Source organism: Chania multitudinisentens RB-25 (genome assembly GCF_000520015.2).
Lineage (GTDB): Bacteria > Pseudomonadota > Gammaproteobacteria > Enterobacterales > Enterobacteriaceae > Chania > Chania multitudinisentens.
Genome location: NZ_CP007044.2, coordinates 4,574,049 through 4,598,644, shown reverse-complemented (window position 1 = coordinate 4,598,644; position 24,596 = coordinate 4,574,049). Strand labels below are relative to the sequence as shown.

General features: G+C 50.0%; 27 protein-coding genes and 1 pseudogene. 9 read left to right on the top strand and 19 right to left on the bottom strand.

Going from position 1 to position 24,596, the window contains the following annotated elements:
- Positions 1 to 35 precede the first annotated feature (35 nt).
- Positions 36 to 869: a DUF1460 domain-containing protein gene (locus Z042_RS20365; RefSeq protein WP_024911623.1), complete on the bottom strand. Its 834-nt coding sequence runs from the start codon at positions 867 to 869 to the stop codon at positions 36 to 38.
- A 110-nt stretch (positions 870 to 979) separates the two neighbouring features.
- Positions 980 to 1,384 (bottom strand): acyltransferase, encoded by a 405-nt coding sequence (locus tag Z042_RS20360; protein ID WP_417903545.1) that lies wholly within the window; start codon positions 1,382 to 1,384, stop codon positions 980 to 982.
- A 282-nt stretch (positions 1,385 to 1,666) separates the two neighbouring features.
- Here Z042_RS20360 and Z042_RS20355 point away from each other — a divergent pair, with 282 nt between their 5' ends.
- Entirely contained in the window at positions 1,667 to 2,257 is a 591-nt protein-coding gene (locus tag Z042_RS20355) for a Yip1 family protein (RefSeq protein WP_024911625.1), read from the top strand.
- A gap of 74 nt (positions 2,258 to 2,331) precedes the next feature.
- On the opposite strand, the gene dld is transcribed toward Z042_RS20355, so the two are convergent.
- Both dld and Z042_RS20345 read right to left on the bottom strand, forming a co-directional pair.
- Positions 2,332 to 4,041 (bottom strand): D-lactate dehydrogenase, encoded by a 1,710-nt coding sequence (gene dld / locus Z042_RS20350; protein ID WP_024911626.1) that lies wholly within the window; start codon positions 4,039 to 4,041, stop codon positions 2,332 to 2,334.
- A 361-nt stretch (positions 4,042 to 4,402) separates the two neighbouring features.
- Complete coding sequence (locus Z042_RS20345) at positions 4,403 to 5,029, bottom strand: hypothetical protein (RefSeq protein WP_024911627.1); 627 nt, start codon at positions 5,027 to 5,029, stop codon at positions 4,403 to 4,405.
- A 58-nt stretch (positions 5,030 to 5,087) separates the two neighbouring features.
- Between Z042_RS20345 and Z042_RS25300 the strand changes: the two are divergent.
- Positions 5,088 to 5,315: pseudogene (locus Z042_RS25300) on the top strand (D-alanine--D-alanine ligase A); the annotation flags it as partial.
- Between the two features lie 45 nt (positions 5,316 to 5,360).
- Here the strand turns inward: Z042_RS25300 and Z042_RS20340 are convergent.
- Entirely contained in the window at positions 5,361 to 6,143 is a 783-nt protein-coding gene (locus tag Z042_RS20340; protein ID WP_024911628.1) for an ABC transporter substrate-binding protein, read from the bottom strand.
- Positions 6,144 to 6,176: 33 nt separating this feature from the next.
- Positions 6,177 to 7,331: a pyridoxal phosphate-dependent aminotransferase gene (locus Z042_RS20335; protein ID WP_024911629.1), complete on the bottom strand. Its 1,155-nt coding sequence runs from the start codon at positions 7,329 to 7,331 to the stop codon at positions 6,177 to 6,179.
- 130 nt (positions 7,332 to 7,461) lie between these two features.
- On the opposite strand from Z042_RS20335, the gene Z042_RS20330 reads away from it, so the two are divergent.
- From Z042_RS20330 to Z042_RS20310, 5 genes are all read left to right on the top strand, one after another.
- Positions 7,462 to 8,394 (top strand): LysR substrate-binding domain-containing protein, encoded by a 933-nt coding sequence (locus Z042_RS20330; RefSeq protein ID WP_024911630.1) that lies wholly within the window; start codon positions 7,462 to 7,464, stop codon positions 8,392 to 8,394.
- Positions 8,395 to 8,560: 166 nt separating this feature from the next.
- Positions 8,561 to 9,610, top strand: coding sequence for an ABC transporter substrate-binding protein (locus Z042_RS20325; protein WP_024911631.1), 1,050 nt, complete (start codon positions 8,561 to 8,563; stop codon positions 9,608 to 9,610).
- Positions 9,607 to 10,605, top strand: a complete 999-nt coding sequence (locus Z042_RS20320) for a FecCD family ABC transporter permease (RefSeq protein WP_024911632.1) — start codon at positions 9,607 to 9,609, stop codon at positions 10,603 to 10,605. The genes Z042_RS20325 and Z042_RS20320 overlap by 4 nt, the downstream gene beginning before the upstream one ends.
- Complete coding sequence (locus Z042_RS20315) at positions 10,598 to 11,377, top strand: ABC transporter ATP-binding protein (RefSeq protein ID WP_024911633.1); 780 nt, start codon at positions 10,598 to 10,600, stop codon at positions 11,375 to 11,377. The genes Z042_RS20320 and Z042_RS20315 overlap by 8 nt, the downstream gene beginning before the upstream one ends.
- On the top strand, positions 11,370 to 12,143 hold the full coding sequence (locus Z042_RS20310) for a substrate-binding domain-containing protein (RefSeq protein WP_024911634.1): 774 nt from the start codon (positions 11,370 to 11,372) through the stop codon (positions 12,141 to 12,143). Before Z042_RS20315 ends, Z042_RS20310 begins: the two co-directional genes overlap by 8 nt.
- A 19-nt stretch (positions 12,144 to 12,162) precedes the next feature.
- On the opposite strand, the gene Z042_RS25295 is transcribed toward Z042_RS20310, so the two are convergent.
- From Z042_RS25295 to Z042_RS20295, 4 genes are all read right to left on the bottom strand, one after another.
- A complete protein-coding gene (locus Z042_RS25295) occupies positions 12,163 to 12,561 on the bottom strand; it encodes a GFA family protein (RefSeq protein ID WP_071882852.1) in 399 nt (132 codons plus the stop codon).
- A gap of 44 nt (positions 12,562 to 12,605) precedes the next feature.
- Positions 12,606 to 12,947, bottom strand: a complete 342-nt coding sequence (gene yajD, locus Z042_RS20305; RefSeq protein WP_024911635.1) for an HNH nuclease YajD — start codon at positions 12,945 to 12,947, stop codon at positions 12,606 to 12,608.
- 82 nt (positions 12,948 to 13,029) lie between these two features.
- Positions 13,030 to 13,923, bottom strand: coding sequence for a LysR family transcriptional regulator (locus Z042_RS20300; RefSeq protein WP_024911636.1), 894 nt, complete (start codon positions 13,921 to 13,923; stop codon positions 13,030 to 13,032).
- A 58-nt stretch (positions 13,924 to 13,981) separates the two neighbouring features.
- Positions 13,982 to 15,163: an MFS transporter gene (locus tag Z042_RS20295; RefSeq protein ID WP_024911637.1), complete on the bottom strand. Its 1,182-nt coding sequence runs from the start codon at positions 15,161 to 15,163 to the stop codon at positions 13,982 to 13,984.
- 270 nt (positions 15,164 to 15,433) lie between these two features.
- On the opposite strand from Z042_RS20295, the gene Z042_RS20290 reads away from it, so the two are divergent.
- The gene (locus Z042_RS20290) at positions 15,434 to 16,339 is read left to right on the top strand and encodes an EamA family transporter (RefSeq protein WP_024911638.1); all 906 of its coding nucleotides are present in this window, start codon (positions 15,434 to 15,436) and stop codon (positions 16,337 to 16,339) included.
- Between the two features lie 99 nt (positions 16,340 to 16,438).
- On the opposite strand, the gene Z042_RS20285 is transcribed toward Z042_RS20290, so the two are convergent.
- The 8 genes from Z042_RS20285 to Z042_RS20250 all read right to left on the bottom strand — a co-directional run bounded on the left by Z042_RS20285 (position 16,439) and on the right by Z042_RS20250 (position 22,527).
- Positions 16,439 to 17,065, bottom strand: coding sequence for a LysE family translocator (locus Z042_RS20285; protein WP_024911639.1), 627 nt, complete (start codon positions 17,063 to 17,065; stop codon positions 16,439 to 16,441).
- A gap of 31 nt (positions 17,066 to 17,096) precedes the next feature.
- The gene (locus tag Z042_RS20280; protein WP_024911640.1) at positions 17,097 to 18,062 is read right to left on the bottom strand and encodes an ornithine cyclodeaminase family protein; all 966 of its coding nucleotides are present in this window, start codon (positions 18,060 to 18,062) and stop codon (positions 17,097 to 17,099) included.
- 12 nt (positions 18,063 to 18,074) lie between these two features.
- On the bottom strand, positions 18,075 to 18,620 hold the full coding sequence (locus tag Z042_RS20275; protein ID WP_024911641.1) for a carboxymuconolactone decarboxylase family protein: 546 nt from the start codon (positions 18,618 to 18,620) through the stop codon (positions 18,075 to 18,077).
- 22 nt (positions 18,621 to 18,642) lie between these two features.
- The gene (locus Z042_RS20270) at positions 18,643 to 19,221 is read right to left on the bottom strand and encodes a type 2 periplasmic-binding domain-containing protein (RefSeq protein ID WP_024911642.1); all 579 of its coding nucleotides are present in this window, start codon (positions 19,219 to 19,221) and stop codon (positions 18,643 to 18,645) included.
- Between the two features lie 21 nt (positions 19,222 to 19,242).
- The gene (locus Z042_RS20265) at positions 19,243 to 20,211 is read right to left on the bottom strand and encodes a branched-chain amino acid transaminase (protein ID WP_024911643.1); all 969 of its coding nucleotides are present in this window, start codon (positions 20,209 to 20,211) and stop codon (positions 19,243 to 19,245) included.
- A complete protein-coding gene (locus tag Z042_RS20260; protein WP_024911644.1) occupies positions 20,211 to 21,620 on the bottom strand; it encodes a phenylacetate--CoA ligase family protein in 1,410 nt (469 codons plus the stop codon). The genes Z042_RS20265 and Z042_RS20260 overlap by 1 nt, the downstream gene beginning before the upstream one ends.
- A 97-nt stretch (positions 21,621 to 21,717) precedes the next feature.
- Positions 21,718 to 22,140, bottom strand: a complete 423-nt coding sequence (locus Z042_RS20255) for a DUF2000 domain-containing protein (protein WP_024911645.1) — start codon at positions 22,138 to 22,140, stop codon at positions 21,718 to 21,720.
- Positions 22,141 to 22,170: 30 nt separating this feature from the next.
- Positions 22,171 to 22,527 carry a Dabb family protein gene (locus Z042_RS20250; RefSeq protein WP_024911646.1) on the bottom strand — a complete coding sequence of 119 codons (357 nt, stop codon included), beginning with the start codon at positions 22,525 to 22,527 and terminating at the stop codon, positions 22,171 to 22,173.
- Between the two features lie 163 nt (positions 22,528 to 22,690).
- On the opposite strand from Z042_RS20250, the gene Z042_RS20245 reads away from it, so the two are divergent.
- Entirely contained in the window at positions 22,691 to 23,164 is a 474-nt protein-coding gene (locus tag Z042_RS20245) for an Lrp/AsnC family transcriptional regulator (RefSeq protein WP_024911647.1), read from the top strand.
- A 181-nt stretch (positions 23,165 to 23,345) separates the two neighbouring features.
- On the opposite strand, the gene Z042_RS20240 is transcribed toward Z042_RS20245, so the two are convergent.
- Positions 23,346 to 24,194 (bottom strand): PA4780 family RIO1-like protein kinase, encoded by an 849-nt coding sequence (locus Z042_RS20240; RefSeq protein WP_024911648.1) that lies wholly within the window; start codon positions 24,192 to 24,194, stop codon positions 23,346 to 23,348.
- Between the last annotated feature and the right edge of the window lie 402 nt (positions 24,195 to 24,596).

Sequence of the window (24,596 nt, the reverse complement as noted above, 5' to 3'; positions counted from 1 at the left end):
GTTAATTGACGGGCGGTAGTATCAAACAAGATTGCTCAGCGTGGGCGCAATACTACGATGCCCGGCGTATTCATCACATAATCGATAAAGGGTGAATCCACCACCTGCATATTGGCTTTGAGCGACGAGGCATTACGCAGCACCGGGCCGTTGGGGGTCTGGATAAAGAAACCGGTGTGCGTAACGTCCAGCCCGGCCAGTTTGGTATAGATACCGATATAGTCACCGGTCTGCAATTGGTCAATCAGATGCTGGTTAACAAATTCACTGGGGATATAGGTGATACTGCGTTCCACCACGGGTAAGCCAGGCAGATAGGCCCCACCTTCTGCTGTGCGGTTAAGGTCTTTCGCGATAGTCACCGCATGTGGGCTAAGCTGTGCGGTAATATCGTCAGCGAGAGCCGGTTCTGTTTGTGCCCAATCAGTGAAAAAATGCTTGCGATGCAGGAAATTGATATCGCCGTTTACATAGCGTGTGTGGATCAGATTCTCAACAAATTGCGCCTCCGTGGTTGCTTTCCTGAGTGCCTCAACGTAGTCAAGGTAGGTAAAGCAATCCAGCCCGCGGAAGTCGATCACCAACTCTTCCGGTAACGTGGCGGAGCCAATCAGCATATTGGCGACATAAGGGGTGCCGAGGAATGTCTGTGAAAGCAGATCAAGAGTCTGGCTTTTATCGGCCTGTGGAACCGCTGCGTGCAGGGCCAGTATGGCGTGCAGCTTGTTTACTGTGTCATCGTCCATTGTTACCGTCATTTTCTGATAGTTAGCCGTTGTAGGTGTTGCTTCTATTGAATTCCCGGCAGGTTTTTGGGCACTGCATCCCACTATCGTTGGGATTAACATGATTAAGGCGAGCCTGCGCATCCTTTTCTCCGTGATACCGATAATTGATAACGGTTATCACTATTGCATCTGAACAATCAATGTAGCCTAAACATCATAGCAACGGATTCGATGCAGATCGCTTGCTTTAGCTAATCAAGCGTTCTGAGCAGCCGGGCCGGATTGCCTGCATAAATACCTTTACGGCTGATATTTTTGCTGACCACCGCACCTGCGCCGATCACCGCACCATCACAGATTTCAACGGCCAGCACGGTCGCGCCGGAACCGATAGAAACCCGATTGCCGATCCTGGTGCGCCCCCAACTGGCGGGGTCGGCATTAGGCGCACCCTGTTTGAACAGATCGTTGGCGAACATAACGCCGTGGCCGATAAAACAGTCTTCACCGATAGTCACGTATTCGCAGATAAAGCTGTGGGATTGCACCTTACTGCGCGCGCCTACGCTGACGTTTTTTTGGATCTCGACAAACGGCCCGACAAAAACGTCGTCACCCAGTTGGCAACCGTACAGGTTGCAGGGTTCGATAACCATGACGTTTTGCCCAACCTGAACCTGATGAATCCCGCTTTGGCGGGTGCGGATTTTGGCTGACATAGAATCTCTCCACAAAAGTGACAGTATAGGTATGACTCAGGTGGCTGCGCACCGTTATGCGGCCTATCGTTGCCCGCTAAGCCCCTTTTTGCAACTAAAGACTATAATTACCCCGAGGGGAAAGAACCCCGTGGCCGCAGCTCTTGCACGGTGTTGTATCCGTCAGAGGTGCATATAGTTCGCCGCCCGCACTCTTGTGGCGAATTGAGGAGGTGTTTCATGGTCAATCATGTTTGGGGATTGCTGGCGCACCCCCGCACCGAGTTCAAAAATATTAAAAGCGAGAATGAAACCCTCTCGCATCTGTATACCCACCACGTGTTATTAATGGCGTTAATACCGGTGATTTGTACCTATATCGGTACTACGCGCTGGGGTTGGCTCTCTGGTGGAGGGCAGGCCATTCGTTTGGATATGATCACTGCACTTTATACCGCCGTGGCGTTTTACCTGCTGATGTTGGCAGGTGTGGCGATCATGGGGAAAGTGATCCACTGGATGGCGCGGCGCTATGAAACTCGCCCAAGCCTGCATCACTGCATGGTGTTTGCCGGTTATGTGGCGACCCCGATGTTTCTGAGCGGAGTGGTTGCGCTGTATCCGGTTCTTTGGTTATGCCTGCTGGCCGGTATTATCGGCCTGTGTTATTCGGCCTATCTGCTGTATGTCGGTATTCCGCATTTCCTGAATATCGATCGCAAAGAAGGGTTTATCTTTTCCAGCTCGACGCTTGCTATCGGCATCCTGCTGCTTGAGTTTCTGCTTGGGCTGACAGTGGTGCTGTGGGGGTATGGTTCCTGGTTTATATGAGTTTGGTAACATGTTGTGCCGTTGCCCCTCATGCCGTAGTGGTGTGAGGGGCTTTTGCGTTTAATACTGGCGCATTATCCGCTATGGTTGCCCCAATACTTCTGCTTGCTGGTTTTGCCGATGCCGGGGTTAAAGCTGTTGGTAGGATCGGCATCTTTATAGAATGCCTGTAAATCCGGTTTGGCATAATACAGGTGGCCGACGTTGTGTTCGGCGGGGTATTCTGCGCCACGCTGGTTGAGGAGCGCCAGCATTTGCTCTTTCAGCGCCTGGCAATTGGCCCCTTTTTTCACCACATAATCCTGATGGAACACATGGCACATAAAGTGGCCGTAATACAGTTTGTACTCTAACTGGCTGTCAATTTCCGGCGGTAAGGTTTCGAACCACTCGGTATCGTTGCGGCGCAGGGCGATATCCAAGGCCAGAATATCCTCTACCTGATTGGCGTGGACGGCGTGGTAGCGTATTGCTGCCCCCGCGGCGGCAAAACGGTGCAGGAAGGCTTTTTTGCCTTCTTCTGGCGTGCAGACGAAGAAATCCCCGTTGGCCTGCGCAAAGTAGTGTTGCAGATATTGCTGTGCTTCTTGTATGCCTGGGCCCGCCATTTTCAGCAGCAGATGGTGTTCAAAACGGATACGGTACTCTTTCATTCGTTTCGGCAGATGGCTGGGGGCCAGCTTACTCAGTTTTTGCATCATGCAGTCGGTGAGATTGCGCGGCAGCAAGGGCAGTTTGTTGAGGCGGGCATCCACCGCCCCTTTCAGCGTAAAGAAGCGTGGTAGCTGGCTGGTACCGAGTTTGTCGATCATCATGAACGTATCTTTACCGTACACTTCGGCAATATCGAAAATGTCGCGGTGCATATACTCACCGGCTACCGGCAGGTTTTCAAACTGGCTGAGCATATGGCGGCGCAGTTCGGTCAGTACGGCGGTATCGTTGGTGCCGATATAGAACACCTGCTCTTTTTCTTCTTTGGCAAAGGTATCCAGACGCACGGCAAATACTGCCAGCTTGCCTGCGCAGCCCGAGGCTTCGTACAGGCGGCGGGTATCGGCGTTAAAGCGGGAAGGGGTGTCGGCATCGACGTCGCGCACCCGGCTGGCATATTCGTTGTCGGAGGCGCGCAATTCGCCGTATTCGATATCTTCGGCCCGGTAATCTCTTTGTTCCAGACGGGTGAGGATCTCTTCAGGGGTGTCACCGAGCTTAATCCCCAGGTGATTGACCAAATGCAACTGACCGTTGGCATCCAGCTTGGCATACAGCGCCATTTCGGTATAGGCCGGGCCGCGTTTAACCAGTGAACCGCCGGAGTTGTTGCAGACGCCGCCGATGACCGAAGCGCCGATGCATGAAGAGCCGATCACCGAATGCGGTTCACGCCCGTAGGGTTTCAGCAGTTTTTCCAGTTTGTACAGCGTGCTGCCGGGAAAGCCGACGACCTGCTTACCCTGATCCAGTATTTGGAGCTGATCGAGCCGCAGGGTGCTGACAATGACGATCTCGCGATCGTAATCATTGCCGCTGGGGGTTGAACCTTCGGTTAAACCGGTATTGGCCGCTTGCATAATGACGATTTTATCAGCAGCAACGCAGGCTTGCAGGATCTGCCACAGTTGCAGCAGGCGGGTTGGGAACACCACCGCCAACGCTTTGCCCTCGCCGGAGCGGAAACCTTTGCGGTAACGTTCGGTGTTGCGTTCACCGGTTAGCACCTGTGCGTTGCCAACGATCCCTTTGAGCTGATTAATAAATGCCTGATTGGCGGACTGCGTCATACCGATCTCCCTGTTATGTCGGTTATTTTTCAAGCTGTAACTTGAAGCCCATAGGATAGTTTAACTTTTAGTAACCATCCATAGATGACTATCGTCCAGTTATTTTTCTTCTGTTCGATGCTGATGCGATACAGGCACGGATTGATTCATCGGCAATGGTAAGTAAAAAATATTTGAAGTATGGCGGGGATAAACTCTCCTGCCAGGCGATTTAGTGATGAACGCACCGCAGGTGTGGTACGTTCAATACCAGCAACGCCCAGAGGAGAGTTATGACGGTCACGAGAAGGATTTATATGCTGTACTTGCAGCAGAAATAAAACCTTAAACTATTAGCATAGGTTATTTTGCACCGTGTTTTCTATTGATGGTTGATTGAAGATTTCTTTTCTTCAACCGGGCATTCAATGGCTATGGCTGTTTTATTCATGCTGTCTGCTGCGAGACAGCGGCTTTTTTTACCAGGCCGCTTGTATTTATTTTCCATTAAATAAAACCCATCCGGTTGTTTAATGAATTTCCACTGTATCATTGACGGATAATCATATCCTTCTGGGGAGGAGATGTTGCAGTAATTAACTCCTGCAATATCATTTGGGCTAAGAATGTTAAGGCAAAGTGGTTCCCCATCAGGTTTCCGATGTTTATTCTGTAACACATAGAAGCCATCTTCCTTTTCAATCATGCTCCATCGTTTCATATCTCGTAAATTAGACTGAGTTGAAGAGCAATGGTTTATTACAGCACTAGGGCGGTCTAGAGGATCTGCGCTAAGGCAAAGTGCTTCACCGGCAGGGTCGCGAAACTTATTTTCTATAAGATAGGAACCATCGCTTTGTTTGGCAGGTTTCCAGTATCGCATAGATGTATAATCATCATATATATCTTTGGATGTGCTGGCGGATATGGCGTTATAATGGATGAAAGAAAGACTGATGATTGAAAAAAACATTGTGGCTTTAAACTTTGAATTTTTATTACGTTGCATAAATCACCTCCTTTGTATTATGGGAGTCCTTATGGTAGCAAGGTGAAAATAGCCGTATGAATGTTTTTTTTTATATAATGCCTCGGTTTTTTTCAAAGTAAATAATCAGGTGATGATCAACGAAATCAATACGCTGCCGGGGTTTACCAATATCAGCATGTACCCGAAACTGTGGGAGGCCAGCGGGGTGAGTTATAGCCAGTTGATCACCGCATTAATCGAATTGGCGTTGGAACGCTATCAGCAGGATCGCGGGTTGCACAGCTCGGTGTTTGATCGTGCATAGGTGATTTTGCCCCTCACTCCCTGTTTGGGAATGAGGGGCAACGGCTTACTTCACCGTCACATCCACATCACCAAAATACTTCTTCGACAGTTCGGTAATAGTGCCTTGCTGCTTCACTTTGGCGATGGCTGCGTTCAACTGTTGCAGCCGCGCGGTATCGTCTTTACGCAGCCCAAAAGCGATACCTTCACCCAGAATTTTATCGTCCTGCACCGCTTCCCCGACAAAAGCAAAGCCTTTGCCGTCTGGGTGCGCCAAGAAACCGCTCTGCCCGGCGGGCGCCATGATTAACGTGGCATCCAGGCGGCCAGAGGTCAGATCAAGATACACCTGATTCTGATCCTGATAAGACACCACATCGACGCCCTGCGGAGCCCAGTGCGCGTTGGCGTAATTCTCCTGAATCGAACCCTGCAATACCCCCACACGCTTACCGGCCAGTGATTTGGCGTCTGGCAGCAGGCCGCTGTCGGCTTTGGCGATCAAACGATTGGGCACCTGATAAATTGAATCGGTGAAAGCAATTGCCTGCCTGCGTTGATCGGTGATGTTCATTGCTGAGTTGATCGCTTCAAACTTACGGGCTTGTAACGCTGGGATCAGGCTGTCGAATGAGGTTTCTACCCAACTGCATTCCAGCTTTGCCGCGGCGCAGACGGCATTGCCCAGATCGATATCAAACCCTTCCAACTGACCACTGGCAGATTTGGATTCGAACGGCGGATATAACGCTTCAATACCGAAACGCAGGCTATTTTCTGCGGCAAAGGTGGCACCCGCAGCCAGTAGACAGCCTGTGGCGATCAATGTGTTCAAGGTTTTTTTCATCAAGGTACTTTCCTCGGGTCAAGAATCGATGGGTTATACCTGGCACAGGCGGCGTGCGCCTTCCAGCAAGGTGTCGTTATCTTTTGAGAAGCTCAGGCGGATAATGCCGGTATCCGTACCGTCACTGTAAAATGCCGATAGCGGGATGGTGGCTACCTTTGCTTCACGGATCAAACGCACGGCAAAGTCGTTGTCGCTTTCATTGCTGAACCCGCTGAAACGGGCGAGCATAAAGAAGCTGCCGCGGCTTGGCAGCAATTCAAAACGCGAGTTTTGCAGCGCGTGTGCCAGCAGATTGCGTTTTTGCTGGTAAAAATCTGCCAGCCCCAGATAGCTCTGCGGGTTAGCCAGCGCAGCGGCAAAGGCGTACTGCATCGGCGTATCGGCGGAAAACACCATAAACTGGTGTACTTTGCGGATTTCATCCATCAGCGCCGCCGGTGCCATGCAATAACCCACGCGCCAGCCGGTAACGTGATAGGTTTTGCCGAACGAGGAAACCACCACGCTGCGTTCCGCCAGGGCCGGGTGGCGGGCCATACTGTGGTGGATGCCGCCGTCAAACACCACGTGTTCGTAGACTTCATCAGACAGAATGACGATATCGGTGTTACGCGTCAGCGCGCTCAGGCGTTCAATATCGTGTTCGTCAAATACGCTGCCGGTGGGGTTATGCGGGCTGTTGACGATGATCATGCGCGTTTTGCTGTTGATCGCTGCGGCGACCTCATCCCAGTCGATGTGCAAATCTTGCAGTGAAAGCCTGATGGCGACCGGGGTAGCGCCTTGCAGGCGAACGATGGGCGCGTAACTGTCGAAGGCGGGCTCAAAATAAATCACCTCATCGCCAGGGTGTACCAACGCACTGATGGCGGAATATAACCCTTCACTGGCGCTGGCAATCACCGTGACTTCATCATCAGCGTCGTAGTGTGCACCGTATAAGCGAGCCACTTTTTCCGCCAGAGCATGGCGTAATGCGGCTACGCCGCTCATCGGGGCATATTGGTTATGACCTGCACGCATGGCTTGGGCCACGCCTTCCACCAATTGCAGATCGCAGGCGAAGTTCGGCGCGCCTTGCGACAGATTTAATGCTTGATGTTCGGCGCTCAACTGGCCAATCACGGTGAAAATAGTGGTGCCGACGTCCGGCAGTTTCGAACGTTGAGAGCAGGCGCTCTGCATGATGGGCTCCGGGCAAAAGAATGAAGTGTGGAATGATTAAGCATGAGTTAGGATCGGGGAACAAGAGAAACTTCGTCATGCTAGCCATGCGTTTAGATCATGCCTGATGAGAAGGTTTTGAGGCTCACCTATGCAAACATCATTGCCATCGCTTGACGTACTAAAAACTTTTGTCGTCGTGGCACAACGCCTCAATTTTACCCATGCGGCACAGGCGCTGCATTTAACGCAGGGAGCGGTCAGCCGCCAGATCCTGGGGCTGGAACAGCAATTGGGCTATGCGCTGTTCAGCCGACAGGCCCGTGGGCTGACGCTGACGCCACAGGGTGCCATGCTGTTGGCACCGGTACAGCAGGCATTGGGCCAGTTGGATGAGGCATTGGCACGTGCCGGAGTACAACCGGGTACGCTGCGGATTAAATGCCCGACCTGCGCGATGCGCTGGGTGCTGCCGCGTATTATTCGTTTGCAGAATGAACAGCCAGAGATGAACATTGAGCTGACCGCGTCGGTATCGCACGGTGTAGAGTTCAGCACCGAGCATTTTGATGCTGCCGTGGTGTTCGGTGAACCGCAGAGAAAGCGGCTGGTGGTGCAGCATCTGTTTGACGAAATCCTGACGCCGGTCTGCACTCCCACCTATCTGCCTGCGTTGCATCGGCCACCGGAGCCTGCCGATCTGGCGCAGAAAACCCTGCTGCATCCAACGCGCGATCGTCGTGATTGGTTATTGTGGCTGAAAGCGGCTGGGCATGAGGCATTGCCCTCCGCTAAAGCACAGCATTTTGATACGCTTGATCTGGCGATGAGCGCGGCGTTGCAGGGGTTCGGTATCGCGATTGGCGATCTTTGCCTGCTGGAGGAGGACATTCAGTCCAACCGGATTGTCACACCATTCCCGCTTAGCGTGCTCAGTGGTGCAGCCTACTATCTGGTTTATCCTGAACGCGCTGTGGTGCCTGCCGCATTAAGCGTACTGGTGGAATGGTTGGGAACGGAAGCGGAAAAGAGCCGTGTCAGATTACAAAGATACCGCCCTGAAATGGTTAATGACCGGCGATAAAGTAGCCCTGCGTGGTGAGAATATTTTCCTCAGCGTTTAGTGAGAGGGAGCGCATTCTTCTCACTCAACCGCTGGTGATTTTCCTTTGTTTTGATCTTGCCGATGGTTTCGCCATATCTGTCGTTATATTGTTTTTTATACAACGATAATCTACAGGGACACATTTATGTTGAAACGTATTTCATATCTGTTACTGATTTTGATGTTTTTCTCCTCTTCCGCGTTTGCGGATCGCCAGGTTACCGATCAACTTAACCGCCAGGTGACGCTGCCAGACCAGATCACCCGCGCCGTGGTGTTACAGCATCAGACGCTGAATCTGTTGGTGCAGTTGGATGCCATGAATCAGGTGGTTGGGGTACTCAGCAGTTGGCAAAAACAGTTGGGGCCTAATTATCTGCGCTTGGCACCCAGCCTGGCCACCATGCCGATGCCGGGCGATCTCACGGCGGTGAATATTGAAAGCCTGCTGAGCCTGCATCCCCAGGTGGTATTTGTTGCCAATTATGCACCACAGGAAATGATCGCACAGATTGAACGGGCAGGTCTTCCAGTGGTGGCAGTTTCCCTGCGCCGTGAACCGGCCGATCAAGCCGGGAAAATCAATCCGGTTCTGCAAGACGAAGATCAGGCATATAACCTTGGTTTACAGGACGGTATCCGCTTGATTGGTGCGGTGATGGGGCGTGAGGCGCAGGCTGAAGCCATGGTGACAGAGGTTTTCCAGCAGCGTGCGTTGGTGGACGAGCGCCTGCGGGATATTCCACAGGATCAGCGAGTGCGGGTATATATGGCGAACCCGGATCTCACCACTTACGGCGCCGGTAAATATACCGGCTTGATGATGCAGCATGCCGGTGCCGTTAACGTGGCGGCAAAAGAGATCCAGGGCTTTAAGCAAGTCTCGATCGAAGATGTATTGAAATGGAACCCGTCCGTGATTTTTGTACAGGAACGTTACCCCGAGGTGGTACAACAGATCCTCAATTCACCACAATGGCAGGCGATTGATGCGGTGAAACATCAGCGTGTGTATCTGATGCCGGAATATGCCAAAGCCTGGGGTTACCCGATGCCAGAAGCCTTGGCTTTGGGGGAATTATGGATGGCGAAAACGCTGTATCCGCAGCGCTTTAGCGACATCGATCTGCAACAGCGGGTTGATGACTACTATAAGCGCTATTATCGCGCCACCTGTTGCCAGAGTGAGCAATGAGGCTGGGAGTATTACTGTTACTGACGGTTTTTTGCGCACTGCTTTCATTGGGCATTGGTCGCTATACCGTCCCTGCCAGCCACAGTCTGATGATTTTACTGGAGCCGGTGATTGGCCAGCAGGCAGACATTAATGCGATAGAGCGGCAGGTTATTCTCGGCGTGCGTGTGCCACGGATACTGCTGGCGCTGGGGGCGGGAGCGGCTTTGGCACTGTGTGGCGCCGCGTTGCAAGGGGTATTCCGTAATCCGCTGGTGGACCCGCATATCATTGGGGTTTCTTCTGGCGCGGCATTCGGTGGCACATTGGCCATTCTGCTTGGATTACCGGTACTGGTATTGCTGCTCTCTGCTTTTGTGTTTGGTATGGCGGCACTGTTGCTGGTTTTTGCCATCACCAGCGCTATTGCCCGGCGTAACATTCTTTCTCTGGTGTTAGCGGGGGTGATCCTCAGCGGTTTTTTTGCGGCCTGTGTCAGCCTGCTGCAATACCTTGCTGATACTGAAGAAAAGTTGCCCAGTATCGTGTTCTGGCTGCTCGGCAGCTTTGCGACGGCGGATAGCCACAAGCTGCTGATGCTGTTTCTTCCGTTATTGTTGGCCGGTGGCATGCTATTAGCGTTGCGCTGGCGTATTAACCTGCTTTCACTCGGGGATGAAGATGCTGCCGCACTTGGCATTAACGTTGAGCGTACCCGTTGGCTGATTCTGACGCTATGCGCGATGATTGTCGCTGCGCAGGTGGCGGTCAGCGGCAGTATTGGCTGGGTTGGTTTGTTGATCCCGCATCTTGCGCGTTTGCTGGTTGGGCCGGATCATCGGCGGCTGTTGCCCGCCTCAATGTGTCTTGGTGCGCTGTATATGTTGTTGATCGACGATCTGGCACGCACCTTGAGCAGCAGTGAAATTCCGTTAGGCATTCTCACTGCGCTGATCGGTGCGCCATTGTTTGCCCTGTTGCTGCGTCGGGCGCAGGTGCGAGGCTGGCATGGCTGAAACGCTGTTACAGGTGAACGGCCTGAGCTTTGCGTGGCCGGGGCAGCCCAGGTTATTCCACCAGCTTGATGTGCAGCTACGGCGTGGCGAGGTGCTGGCGGTGCTTGGCCCCAATGGCTGCGGCAAAAGCACGTTGATGCAACTGTTGCTGGGAATATTACCCTTGCAGCAAGGGCAAATGACGCAGCGTTGCGGCATGGGATTTGTACCGCAATATTTCACACCACCCTTTGCCTATAAGGTGATAGATATCGTTTTGATGGGGCGGGCACGGCATATCGGGCTATTCCGTTCACCTTCGGCTAACGATCACCGGCTGGCGAAAGAAGCGCTGTATGCGTTGCAGATGCTGGAGTTTGCCGAATGGGAGTTTGGCCGCCTTTCCGGTGGGCAGCGCCAACTGGTGCTGATTGCCCGGGCGCTGTCGATGGCCTGTGAGGTGTTGATTCTTGATGAGCCCACGTCGGCACTGGATTTACACCACCAGGATCGCGTGTTGACGATGATCGACCAACTGGCGCATGAGCGGCAAATGGCGGTGATTTTTTCTACCCATCAGCCCAATCATGCTTATGCCGTAGCCGATAGCGCCTTGTTATTGGGTGCCGAAGGGCGGCATCAATTGGGGAGTTGCCACGAAATTTTGACGGCGGAAAATTTATCACCGCTGTTCCATCTGCCGATTGAACGGATCTCCGTGCCTTTTGCTGGAAACCAGCGGGAAACATTGGTGCCACTTTATCGAAGCCAACGGGAGCATAACCGTGGATAAGCTGGTTATTTTTGCCGCAGGTAGCCTGCGGTTGGCATTCACCCCCTTATTAGCGGCGTTTGAGCAGGAAACCGGCCATCAGGCCGAAGCCACTTTTGGCCCGGCAGGCTTATTGCGCGAGCGTATTGAACAGGGGGAACAGCCCCAGTTGTTCGCTTCGGCAAACCTTGAGCACCCGCAACGTTTGGTTGAATGCGGGTTAGCGTGTTTCGTTCAACCATTTGCCCGCAACCGGTTATGTGCCACGGTGCGTAATGTGCCAGCGCTGACGGCCCCCGATGTGCTGACGTTGTTGTGTGATCCACAATGGCGGGTGGGGATTTCAACGCCGCTTGCTGATCCTTCCGGGGATTATGCACTTCAGGTGTTCGAACGCCTGGAACGGCTGTTGCCGGGGCAGGGAAGTGCGCTGAGTCGCAGGGCATTGATACTGGTTGGGGGAGCGCAGACTGCGCCGATCCCCGCGGGTAGGTTGGCAGCGGAATATGTCATTGAACAACATCAGGCAGATATTTTTCTGGGCTATGCCAGCTATGCCGATGCGTTGTCCGTTTATCCGCAGGTAACCGTGCGGAGGCTGCCTGCGGAACTTGATATCGAAGCAACGTATGGATTGTGTTTGCTGAATAATGCCAGCCCAGCGGCACAGAGCCTGATGAAGTTTATTCTCGCTGAGCAAGGGCAGCGGATTTTGCAGCGTTCAGGTTTGCTGGCTATTCCGGCTACCGAAATATCGGCTGGAGGGTTAATGGGCGAACGATCGTGAAAAAGTGGGAGCAGGGCATTTACTCCTTCGAGCCGTTGGCAATGGCTATTTTCCACCACCGTGGGCGCGAAGCCCGGAACGAATGAAACTCTGGAACCATGCTTTTCTGGTTTTTCTTGTCGAAGGCGCCCAGCAAAAGCCCCAGGGTTGGTGCGTCGTCGATGGCACCGAGGGTGCTGCCACAAATTGAGCAAAATGCTCTGCAAGAGGCTGCTGACGAGCGATAAAGAGAGGGAGTTCCGCCCGGCCCTGTCCACTGAACCTGGTCTTTAGGGAATTCAACCCAGCACAGCGTCAGTGAACCAGAGTGCCGTTGGCACAGGGTACATGAACAGGTGTGGGGGTGGTGGGCTTCCCCATGTGCGACAAAGCGAATGTGCCCGCACAGGCACCCACCATGATATTCTTTTATTTTCATGATGTTACCCCTTATCCTGGTCTGGAGTTTTTGGGGGGGAAGCGCTACTTTTTCATCATTGCTTTCAGATTGGCGAACGGGTTATGGGTGGCTACGCCAATGTCTTTCTGTGCGTCTTCCCCGGCGATCACCGTTGAACCATATTGATCGGCTTCGGTGTACTTGGAGTGTTCGTGATCGTGGCAATACAGGCACAACATTTCCCAGTTGCTGCCGTCTTCCGGGTTATTGCTGTGATCGTGATCGATATGGTGCACCGTCAATTCACGCAGGTTGGAGTAGACAAACTCCCGTGAGCAACGGCCACAGACCCACGGGAAGATTTTCAGTGCTTTTTCGCGGTAACCGACTTCCAGCTTCGCGTAGTTTTTTGGGATGTATGCCATGGGGTGCCTGCCGGTTGAGAACGATATTAGGACTCATACTCTATCATAAACCGGCGGATTGCCGAGGGTAAGTGATCGGCCATTATTTAAAGGTTTCCACCGCCCAGTCGATAAATACCCGCAGTTTAGCACTGAGGTGGCGGTTAGAAGGATAAACCACATACATCTGTTCGTCAGGCAACTGCCAGTTATCCAGCACGCTGATCAGTTCGCCGCTGTCCAGATGGGGTTGTGCCATAAAGCGAAACGTCTGAATGATCCCCAGGCCAGCCAGTGCTGACGCCAAATGGGCGTTACTTTCGTTAACGCTGACCTGATAGCGGTGCAGGATGTCTATCTCTTTGCCCTGATCGATAAAACGCAGGGGCTGGATGCGATCGTTCAGCGCATGACGATAGTGTGCCAATGGGTAATCCTGTTCCAGATCGCAAGGGTGCTGCGGTGTGCCGTAGCGGGCCAGATAGGCCGGTGTGGCACAGGTGACCCATTTCAGGGGGAACAGCCGGCGGGCGATCAGGCTGGAATCGGCCAGTGGCCCACTGCGGATCACGCAGTCGGCGCTGTCGTTGATCAAATCGATAATGCGATCGCATACGCCAAGATCGATCTGTATCTGCGGATAACGGGCGATGAAATCGGGTAAGGCCGGTAGTAGCACCTGGCGGGCGGTTGAACCACCGACATCAATGCGCAACACGCCCTGTGGAGCGGCCTGTGATTTAGTCAGGGAGCCTTCCATTTGCTCCAGCTCTGCCAGCCATTTTATCACGCGCTGGTAATAGCATTCGCCCGCTTCAGTGACTGACATACTGCGCGTTGTGCGCTGGAACAGTTTAGTTTGTAGATGATTTTCCAGATTTTGAATCAGCTTGGTGACCGTGGCTTTTGGCATACGCAGCGAATCGGCGGCGCGGGTAAAACCACCGGTTTCCACAACGCGGGCAAATACTCGAATGGCAAGCAGATGGTGATCCATAACGTTCTCATTACATCACCCGGCACAGACCGGGGATGTTTCAGTGGGAAACTAATGATTATGACTGTTTAGCGCAAATCCTGCTGGAACGCCATGACCAACTGAACACCAGCGTGGCAGAAAGGGTTAACGCACCGCCGAGCAGCATTGCGCTGCTGACGCCTTGCCAATCAACCACTTCGCCACCCAGCAGGGAGCCTGAGGCCAAAGCGACCTGAATCACGCAGACCAGCAATGCTTGCCCGGCTTCGGGGGCCTGCGGTACAGCGGCAAACATCCAGTTAGCGGCACAAACTGGAACCGCACCGAACGCCAGCCCCCAGACCAGCACCATCAAGGTGGCCCCAGGGATACCGCTGAGAAACGGGGAAACTATCAGGATACTGGCCAACATCGCGGTGATCAGAATAAAGGTGGCACGTAGGCTATGTGCTGCCAGCCGCTCTCCAAGGAAAGTTCCCAACAGGCCAATGGCCCCATAGATCAACAATTGCAGGGAAATCACGGATGGGCTGAGGATGAAAACCTGTTGCAGCAGGGGCCGCAAATAGGTGTAGGCAGCAAAGTGACCGATAAACAGCAGGACGATGGCAATCAAACCGATACGCGCCATCGGCAGGCTAAATGGTAACAGCAGGTCGCGCGGTGTGACCGGGCGAGTTGGCGGTACTGGGGTAAGCAGGCGGATTTGTGTCAACAATATGATAGCGGCCAATGCGGCGCTGCCAAAGAAGGCGGTGCGCCAGCCGAACAGATCGCCGATCAATGCGCCGGCGGGTACGCCACACACGGCACCTACGGAAATACCGCTCAGGATTAAGGCTATTGCCCGGCCTTGGCTGGCTTCTGGCACCAGATTGCGGCCATAGTTAGCGGCGAATGACCAGAATCCACCCACGCAGATGCCCAGCAAGAAACGGCCAAGCAGCATCATTGAGAAGTTAACCGCCAGCGCAGAAACCAGATTGGAAATAATCAGCAATGCGGAAAGGCCGAACATCAGCAGACGCCGATCAAGCCGCCCAGACGCCAGGCTTAATACCGGGGCGGCTACGGCGGCAACAATGCCGGGCATGGTTACCATCAACCCGGCTTTACCGGTGCTGACACCGAGGGAAGGGGCAATATTGGTGAGTAGCCCGATGGGCAGGAATTCCGTGGTGACCATAACAAAACAGGCTGCCGTAAGCGAAAAAATCGCCAGCCACATTGATGCAGGTTTGTCTTTATTATTCAAAATAATACCGCTCTTTTTAGATGATTTCGTAAATCGCACGGCAAGCGTGTGAGTGACAGAAGTCACAATTTACGCAGCGATGGACGGCAGATAAATCCATGTTTGGTAGTTACACTGTTTCTCCTGGTGAATAATCCTGGTTGATGGGTTCTTGCATAAATATTTTTTTGGTTTATTGAAATAAAATCAGCCTATTGGCGATGATTGTTTAACAGGGTTAACGGCGAAATTTCGGCCAGTGAGACTATTTTTAGTGGGATAAGCGAGGCAAGGATGACATTGCGCGATCGGCTGTTGGCGTTGTTGGTGGTGATTATCTGGGGAATGAACTTTGTCATTATCAAATACGGTTTACAGGGAATGCCGCCGTTCTTGTTGGCCGGTCTGCGATTTTCATTGGTCGCGTTTCCCGCGATCTTCTTTGTACCCAGACCCAAACTGCCGTGGAAATGGTTGGCGTTATATGGCCTGACCATGAGTTTCGGGCAATTCGCTTTTCTCTTTTACGCTATCAACGTGGGAATGCTCGCAGGGTTGGCTTCATTAGTATTGCAGGCGCAGGTTTTCTTTACGTTGCTGCTGGGGATGCTGATTTTTGCCGAACGGTTGCGTATACACCAGGTAATAGGGATTGTGGTAGCCACCTTGGGGATGTTGTTGCTAGCCCAGGCCAGCCTGCGTAGCCAAGGCGTGTCTACGGTGCCGCTGGCTGGATTATTGCTGACGCTGGGTGCGGCATTTTCGTGGGCGCTGGGCAACCTCACCAACAAAAAAATCATGACCCTGTTTCCACAGCAGCAGATCCTGCCATTGGTGGTATGGAGTGCGTTGATCCCCATCGTGCCGTTCCTGGCGTGCAGCGCGTTATTTGACGATCGTCAACAGGTGCTGAATAGCGTACTGCACCTGCAATTGAGCAGCGTTGGAGTACTGGTTTACCTGTCGTTTGCCGCGACTCTGCTGGGTTACTCCATCTGGGGCAACCTGTTGGCGCGTTATGAAACCTGGCGTGTGGCACCATTGGCACTGTTGGTGCCGTTAGTCGGGCTGGTCAGCGCCTGGCTGCTGATGGGCGAGGCGCTATCCTCCTGGCAACTTGGTGGTGCATTGCTGGTGTTGGTGGGAATGGCGGTGAATACCTTTGGTTTGCCGCGTTGGGGAGCCGTTACCCGCAAATAATCCGCAGCAGGGCAATTTCGTTCAATATTCCCTGGCTGCGGCAGCGATAGGAAAACTGACCGCTCTATCTGTTTCTGTTATGGCTTTCTGATACCCAGGTCATAGAGTTTTAACCACCATGCCAACGGCAGCCAGTAGCATAATCATTCCTGCGGATCGAAACAGGATCCGCTGCGCTTCAGCGCTGGTCAGAAAATGTCTGATTCTGAGGGCGGCGAGAATGAAAATCGCGCCTATAGATAGAAGAACAAAGATGGTAAGTGGAACCAGCATCATTCCCCAGATTTGTAGTGAGACATTATCGAGTGTGATGATAAGAGGCAAGATGGCAAGATAAAAAGCAATGGTCTTAGGGTTGCCCAGCGTGATGGTGAGCCCAGAGAGCCACGCAGAGGCCAGCTCCTGTTTTGTTACTTTCTGCCCAATCTCTACCGCCTGTGGCTGGTATGTCCAAAATTGCCAGGCAAGCCAACACAGATAGAGGGAAGCAGCCCAATTAATAAGAGTGAACAATGATGCATAAGTGTGTGCAATGACCGCTAAACCAAAAACGGCTATAGAGAGATAAATGAGATCGCCAAGGATCAGACCGAACAGCATGATAAAGCCTGTTATTGCTCCCCCGCTGACGCTGCGAGCAACCAGTGCTGTCATACCTGGCCCAGGAATAGCGGCAGCCAAGCCAAGAGCGGTTATGTAAGATAATATTTGAGCTGTTCCTAACATGTTATTTCCTATTAGAAGTTATAAATACAAACTAAATGCCATTGAGGTTAGTCCTTTGCATATTTACGATAGCTCTGGCGAATACCAAATCCTGAGCAGCAATGCCAACTGACTTGAATAAGGTTCTTTTGGTTTGAGGTTGAATGAATGCTTTTTTTTGTATGAGTAACTCGCCTATTTCGGTACCCATATTATCTTTCTGCAAATAACCTTGCTCTTGTGCCTTAATTAAGCAGGTGGATGCATTCCATACTGCTTCTCGATAATCGACATAGAGCTCAACATGTGAGTAAAGCTCAGAGGAAATCTCTTGAAATCCTATTGCAGATGCGCCAACCGCATTGATATGGCACTGGAGAGGAAGTGCATTGCTGTGAAGAAACGCTTCCCTTGACGCCGTGACGGTACAAATGATCTCGGCATGTTTAACTGCTTGTGTCGGTGAAGCCGCGATTGTTACGGGAAGCTTCAGGTTTTCCCGGCACCATGAGGCAAAAGAATCGGTGCTTTCAGCGCATCTTCCCCATACGGTTATATGTTCGATGGCTCTAACTGATATCATCATTTGGGCATGTTTTCTTGCTTGGACACCGGTTCCCAAGATAGCGAGGCGCGTGGCATCAGGGGCGGCCAGGAGTTGCGTGGCCAGTGCCGACGCCGCGGCCGTACGAAATTCGGTGACTACGCCAGCATCAACCAGTGCGATCTCACCTTTGCCATCGGCATCGTAAAGCAGAATGCATCCCTCATGAGATGTACGTTGGTCGGTATGGTTGAAATCCACCTTGACCGTTTTAAGACCAAAGCCTGCATAAGGCCCTTCAGAAATGTAGGCTGGCATCGTTCCCATCAGACAACCATCGTCAGAAGCAATAACGCTGCGCAATGTCTGTTTAACTTTCCCTTTGCTGGCGAGGGAAAATGCCTCACGGCTTAATTGAAGACATAGGGAAGGCGTTAAACAGTTCGCTACTTTTTCACGGCCGATAAAAAGCATTATCCTTCCCCCTTACTCCTCGCACGTGACCCGAAACTGCGGTTCAATTTGTGTTTTTGCAACACTGTTAAGTAGCGTCGACATTGTTTTTTGGGATACTCCCAAAATAACGTCTAGAACGTTTTGCATTGAATAACCGGCTGACAATATGTCATCAAGAGCTGCCTGGGGGATTTGCCCTTGAGCCAATACCACCTGACGCGTAAAACGATATAATGCAGCCAGTTTGCTTGGGAGCGCATCGGGTTGATTGGCCAGCAAATTCAGGGTAGTGAGTGAGACACCTTTATGCAGTGCTATCCAGCTGTGAGCCTGGATCGTATAGTCGCAACGATTAAGGGTTCCTGTCGTGATCCAGACAATTGCGCGTTCCTCTTCGTTCAAGGAGCATTGAGCGAAGGCATCATGGGCAAACTGATAGGACGCAAGTAAAGCGGGGGATTCCGCCATGTAAGCGCTTTGCCATGGGATCCAACCAAAGTTATCAATTGAGCTTTGTAATAATGGGCGGCTGGATTGAGGTGCACTCTCAAGGGTATGCATTTTTAGCTTTGTCATTTTTGTTCCTTTTTAACTGTCGTTATATATTGGAGGCGAAAACGGACCAGAGCATATGTATAGGGCGTGTTTTAGATATAAAATTTAATTTATATAAGCGTGCAGCAATCTCGGTTGTTAATGCCAGATCGACCTCACCGCTTGATACGGCTTGCGCAGCAGCACTGGTTGATGGCATTTCTACAATTTGTTCAATTTGCAACCCTTTTGGTAACAGCTCATTGATCAATGGGGTAGGAGCAGGGTGCGAAGCTATATATAAACGGCGATCGGGAAGTTCACTTTTAGTTACTAGCCCATATAAAGGCGTATCACAAACAAAGGCTGCTAGCAGTTTTAAGCTAGTATCCATATAGAAATCGTTAATTTTGGGATAAGCATTGGCTACGATTAATAGCCCATTTTTATCTCTGATTTTTTTTCTGGCTTTTTCATAAGACTCATTTAAAAATATTTCATGACGACTCTTGGCGTAATGTTTGTCCATCCAGTCATGAAAAAACTGTGAGGCATATTCGCTGCTGGTTCCTGTAGGTCCTAATGTATGAACAGGAAAATCCAAGGCACAGCCTAAGCCCATATCCATAAAATAATGGCTCATATTTTCACCTAAATATTTTATTTAGTAGACAGGAGTTAACCAATGATGAAATTCATTGAGTTCACCGCGTACTGCTTGCAGGTATAGACCTTTAATGACCATTGTGACACTGTGAGGATTGGTACTGGAAAGTGTTTTATGATCAATTTGCGTAACCGGAGATATTTCCACGCCCGTTCCAGACAGGAAACATTCATCGGCGGTCAAAAGCTCTGAAGGCAGGATATCGCGTTCCTCCACTTTTAGATCGAGGTACGTTGCCGCTAATGTAATAACGGTATCTCGTGTAATCCCTTCAAGGATATGTGCAGTGATCGGCGGCGTAATAAGCTTCCCATCTTTAACTATGAACACATTCGAAGTCGTCGCTTCGGATAAATAACCATGGTTGTTAAGCATAATGGCATCATCGTAACCGCCACGAACGGCGGCTTCCATAGCGAGAGCAGAGTTAACGTAGCTGCCAGTAATTTTTGCTCGTGCAGGAATAGAGTTATCAGAGACTCTTCTCCAACTTGAAAGAGTACATTTTATTCCATCTTGCTTAACATAAGATTGCATATTCAGGCTGTTAATAGATAACCCACTGCTAACACCTGATAATTTCACACCAAAGCCGCTATTCGGTAGTAAGTTCCGTTTGTAAGCGATAGGCCGTATATAGCAATTACCTTTAACTTCATTACGTCGCAAAAGAGTTAACATGAGCTCTTTAAAAGTATTTTGTTCAGGTAATTCGTCAATCATCAACAGTGATGCAGAACATAATAACCGTTTAATATGTTCATTCAGTCTGAAAATATTGACTGATCTGCTATCTGCGCTTAGATAACCACGTATTCCCTCAAATACCGCTGTCCCGTAGTTAAATGCTTGTGTTGTGACCGGAAGTAAAGCCTTATTGGCTTCAACAAACTCTTCATTGAGATAAGCCCACCGGTGATGTGCTTGTTTAACGTCACTTTCGTTATTTATTTCAGGAGTTTTCATCATTTGAATCCACGATTGATCAAAGCTAATGCTGCATCCCGGTCACTATTATCTGCTGCTGGACGTAAATCATGAAGTCGTGCAGCCTTCCAGCTCACCATGGCTGATGTAGCAGTGATGGCGCTGGTTTCACCTGCGATAAGATTGACTTTTACACCAGGCAGTACCTTCTCCATGTGATTTTTCACTTGTGCAAAGATGGCATTGGTTTCTGTTTTACTGTTAAACATCTCAACAGTAATATTCAAAACATCGATATTCTGTTCGTTGTCAATTTGAATGGCGTAGTCCAAACAGCCACTTAACTTATCAAGTAATGCCGCTTCTAAATCCCAGGCACAATAGGGGGTGCCGTTCAGAGTAAGTACATCTCGCACACGCCCTACAGGTGTGATCTTCTGGCTGCCATTAGGCATATAGCTTGAACGTACCATATCGCCCGTGCGGTAGCGAATAAGCGGTTTTTGCCCCTGGTACAGATGTGTGATAACCAACTCGCCAGTAATTTGATGCTGAGTGATATCAAGGTTGTTGCCAGTTATTGGATCGATAATTTCGTAAAAGTTATTTAATGGGACAGTATATAAATAGCCATCATGGGCACAGACTGCGAGGATAGAGGATTCCTGTGATGCATACATACAACTGTAGACTTGCGCTCCCCATACATCACCAATGTTTTTTAGAAGTGCTGGGGTGGTCAGTTCTCCAACGGTGAGGATGAGTTTGACACTGGTTTCTGAAGGTGTTTGACCCGAATCCTTTATGAATCGAGCAACTGAAATAGCTACAGCAGGTGTGCAGACAAGCGCAGTGATTTTTAACTCGTCAATAAGCGTCATCACCCGTTTGATGCCGACGACGGGTGATCTGGGCCACATCTTTACTACGCCATACCCAAGGCTACGGAATACATCTTCGAATGTGTCACCGGTTGAATGCAGTTCACTTGGCCCCATGATACCAACAATGTGGTTTGAACCATGTTGTTCAAAAATATCCCGGTAATGAATAATTAAAGGCGTGTTGTTATGAATTGAGTCAATTTCATTACGAGGGCAAGGGGTTGGTTTACCAGTGGTGCCCGTTGTCTCGTAATAAACCCAACAGTGATTCAACGGTGCAGAGGCTAAGGAAGCCCCATTATTTTTTAGGTCATCTTTGGTTGTAAAAGGTAATGAAGCAATATTGCTGGTTGATAAATATTCAATATCAGTCTGGGTCAGACCTTTCAAATGATTACCATAAAAAATAGAATTGGATGTTACATATTGAATGATGTCTCTCAGCTTGTTATTTTGATGTGCATAAAGTTGCTTTAAGGATATTTTTCCAGCCGTAAAATCACTGTGCTGATTGTAAATGGTTTTGGCGGTATGAATTAATTCATCTTTAAATATGGCGTACATATTGCTTTCCTTAAAATATATAGGACTTTCATAAATTGAAATGCAGTGTACACTTTGATTCTAGCCAATTAATGAGAGTCATTAATCTTGAATTAAACTACTTATAGAGCGATAGATTACCCGTTAGTTTAGTTATTTTCTTTTTTGGCCCAATTAGCCCCACGGCCACCAATTCGATATGTTCACTGTTTACTGATGATATTCTTTCGCCATACTCATCATAGGTTTTACACGATTGAGCCAAGGCGCTAAAAGGCATGATATATATTTCGTCATCGGCTTCAGCTATCGCTTGTAACTCATGGATATATTCACCTGATGCCAATAAAACGGGAAGAGGGCTGTAAATTACACCAGGGTAATTTACTGCATCAAGGCTCTGCATATCTGGACCTACGAGGTTTTCTGTTGTTCGACCAAAACTAATCCCAATTACGCTTGCTGCATTTATAGCAAGGCCCGCGGGTAAATCTTTATCGATAACAATCGTACAGCGGTGTCGGCTGGCATCGAATTTCATATTCAGTCCTTGATGATAGATATGATAAATTTACAAGTCGGTATTAATATTCTGTAATACAGAAAGCAATCCGTTATTCAGCGTAAAGTCGCTAGTGAGCTCAATGTCTGCTATGGTCCAATCGGCAATCGCTCTCCATTTTGCCACACCAATCTGGTGATTGGGATGTTCAATATAAGCATCAAGAGTTTCTCTATTTTCAAACAGCCCAATAACAACGAAGTCAGCGGCAATATTGCGGCGTGTTATATTTCTGCCACAGGTCCATCCTTTAATTTCTTCAATGTGATTGGGGTGAGCTCTTGTTGATCTTTCAGCATCTATGGCCTCAAGAGAAGCCCAGCTCCAAGGGGCTTTGAAAGTAAATAAGACGATATGCATCAACATATAAGATTCAGCTTCCTTACACCAGAATTCAGCATATGATTAATTTATGAAATGTATTATGCAGTAATTGAGTGGAAATTTGTTACCTAAATCGCTTGCTTATGAAGCATCGATCAGAAAAAATCACCCAATAATGTGACCAAATAGAAAGGAAGTTACCCGAATGGCTCTAAGTTTAACAGATATGAAGATCCTGAAACTTTTGCAAGATGATGCCCGGGTGACGAATCAGGTACTTGCTGAAAAGATTGGGATGTCGGCGTCACCTTGTTGGCGCAAAGTGCGAAAACTTGAAGAAAATGAGGTTATTCAAGGGTATAGAGCTGTACTGAATCGCAAAAAAATCGGTCTGGGGGTGATGGTTTTCATTCGAGTTACCATTGACAGCCATAGTGAAGCAGAAGCGAAAAAATTCGAGGAAGAGGTTACTGCTCTTGAAGATGTTGTGGCCTGTTACAGTATCGGTGGTGATGCCGATTTCCTTTTACAGGTTGTATCGCTGGATCTCGATTCTTATGCGGATTTTGCTATGTCAGTTGTTCGCAGACTTCCCGGCATTAAAGAAATGCAGAGTATGTTTGTGCTGAAAGAAATAAAACCACTTGTGACATATCCCATTAAAAAACTATCCGTGTGAGTGGGTGTTTTGGGGTGATTACTGTTTTTGCCTATCTGCACAGGATATAAAACCCACGTCAGGAAGCCTTTCTTCACACACGTTTTGGCTCTGATTAGGGCGCATTTTGCCAGCGGGTCAGACATTGGTTGTAACGTTACCAGCCCAAATTCCCCCGGTTATACTGCCGGGGGAGCAACAATTATTCTTCTTGGTTACGTGCCAGCAACTGGCGCTGGTGTTCATCACGGGCTGCCTGGATTTCGTCCAGAACGGAGCTGACATCAGCGCGTTTATGGCTTTCGGTAAACTTGCCGGTCAGCGGGGTGTCTGGCGTCAGATTACCTTCCTGATACAGCGCCCAAATCTCTTTGGCGTACTTGCTGCCAAGCAGTTCCGGTGCATATTGGCCGTAATACTGAGTCATGTTATTGATATCGCGTGTGAACATGCTTTTAGCGTGGTTGTTGGCCGCCGCATCCACCACCTGGGGCAGATCGATAATCACTGGCCCGTCTTTATCCATCAGCACGTTGAACTCCGAGAGATCGCCATGCACCAGGCCAGCGCATAACATGCGTACCGCATAATTCATCATCAGCGCATGATCGTGGCGTGCCTGTTCCGGTGTTAAGGTGATGTCGCTCAGACGTGGGGCAACCAAACCCTCTTCGTCGGTGATCAGTTCCATCAGCAACACGCCATCCAGGCAGATGTCCGGCTGTGGCACGCGCACGCCCGCTTTAGCCAGCAGGTAGAGGGCATCGACTTCGGTATTTTGCCAGGCTTCCTCCTGCTGCTGGCGGCCAAACTTGGAACCTTTGTTCATGGCACGCGCATCACGGCTGTTACGTACTTTACGGCCTTCCTGGTAATGCACGGCTTGTTTGAAATTGCGCTTTTCGGCTTCTTTATACACTTTGGCGCAGCGGATCTCGTCACCGCAGCGCACGATAAACACGTCGGCTTCTTTGCCACTTTTTAAACGACGGATAACATCGTCGATTAAACCATCATCTACCAATGGCTGGAGTCGTTTTGGAATTTTCATGCAGCCTTGTACCCTATTTAGGCTCTGGTGTGAATGTTTGCATATGCTGATACCGTAAATTTAGACCAGAAAGGCCAACGTTAGTTTTACCGCTGGCGTGGTACACCACCATACTGGCCGATGTTATGACAGTCACTCTATTGAGTGGGAAGCGCACATTACTGTGCTTGTCGGCCATGATAGCTTCCTGGCGGTTGCTGAGGAAGCCGCACTAGGATTTATGCGCAAAATTTTCACCCAGTGTGATCGCTTTACCGCTTTTGGCCCGATTATCTTGCGGCAATATCACCGATTGTTCTTTTGCAAAATTAAGCGGTAACTGTTCAGGATGGTCCGTGAATAGGGAACAATTTCACTATTTAGCTCTGTTTTTTATGTTTAAATACCTTTTTTAACAAAAAG